The sequence below is a fragment of the Chryseobacterium pyrolae genome, assembly GCF_025153485.1.
GTDB classification, from domain to species: domain Bacteria; phylum Bacteroidota; class Bacteroidia; order Flavobacteriales; family Weeksellaceae; genus Chryseobacterium; species Chryseobacterium antibioticum.
On record NZ_JANZQH010000028.1, the window covers coordinates 1 to 1,210 of the forward strand.

At 31.6% G+C, this 1,210-nt stretch carries 1 protein-coding gene; it reads left to right on the plus strand.

Annotated elements, in window-relative coordinates; all coding sequences use genetic code 11:
- The first annotated feature begins 190 nt into the window (after positions 1-190).
- Positions 191-1,153 carry an IS110 family RNA-guided transposase gene (locus NZD88_RS21275; protein WP_259831832.1) on the plus strand — a complete coding sequence of 321 codons (963 nt, stop codon included), beginning with the start codon at positions 191-193 and terminating at the stop codon, positions 1,151-1,153.
- Positions 1,154-1,210 lie beyond the last annotated feature (57 nt).

A 1,210-nucleotide genomic window follows, 5' to 3' on the forward strand; every position in this document is an offset into this window, starting at 1 on the left:
AAATATTAATCATTGGAAAAAGCAATAGGAAAAAGATAGAAACCTTGTTGGTACTTGATACCGTCCTTGACATTTAGTCCCTATTGCTTGTTTTCTAAAAACCGAATAGAATGTTGTTTCGTCATGGGAAAACTCTTATCACACTGGTTCACAAGAAAACACTTTTCCAATAAAATAAATGACTTTTATAATGATAAATTTAGAAAAAAAAGTAATCGGAGTAGATGTGAGCTCAAATATTTTAGTGATGAGTTATTTAGATAATGAAAAAGAGCAAATCATCACCATCGGTAATAACAAGATGCATATTGAAAAAAGTCTGAAGAAATGGGATACCAGCCAATTCAAAATTGTAGTAGAAGCCACCGGGTCTTACAGTAGTAAAATTTTGTATTACTCCTATGCTATGGGATTTGAGGTTTATCAAGTGAGTGGATTATCTATTAAAAAATTTTCAGAAGTAAAAAATCATATTAGCAAAACTGATCAGCAGGATGCAAGACTAATCAGAAACTTTGGAGAAACCATCGTAATGAATCCATATGAGCCGAAAAAGGAAAATATTGAATTTCTGGAACAGGAACTTAATCTCTGGCAGGATTTAGAACAGGAAAAAGCAAGATATTCATTGAAACTTAAATCACTTAGCCAAAAGCCCATTCTTAATAAATCGGTTGTAAAGCACTACCAAGCAATTATTAAAAGGATTAATAAAGATATTGCGGACCTTCAGAAAAGGCTTCCCTATCTTGAGGACAAGGAGCTTAAAGAAAATAAAGCTTTATTATCCAGTATAAGTGGAATTGGAGAGAAAACAGCCTTACTATTGCTTGTTTCGACCAATAATTTTAAAAGCTTCAAACATTCAAAAGCACTTTGTAAATATTTTGGAGTCGTTCCTCAAATGTATCATTCCGGGAACAAAAAAATATCAATTGGAAAATGCAGAACCAGCAAGGGCTTTGTGAGGAGTATTTTATATGTCTGTTCTTGGAGTGCAATCCGATTTAATACACAATGCAAAGCTCTTTATGAAAGAATTCTGGAAAAGAAGAAATGTAAAAAAGTGGCATTAATTGCTGTATGCAATAAGCTTTTAAGGCAAGCTTTCGGAGTCTTGAACAATAAAATACAATATCAACACAATTATTGAAAAAATATAAATATTTTAACTTATAAAATTTGCTAATTAACATAGAATGTCAAGGTT

Coding starts and splice junctions, on each gene's coding strand:
- NZD88_RS21275 (WP_259831832.1), top strand. CDS start 191: ATGATAAATTTAGAAAAAAAAGTAATCGGAGTAGATGTGAGCTCAAAT.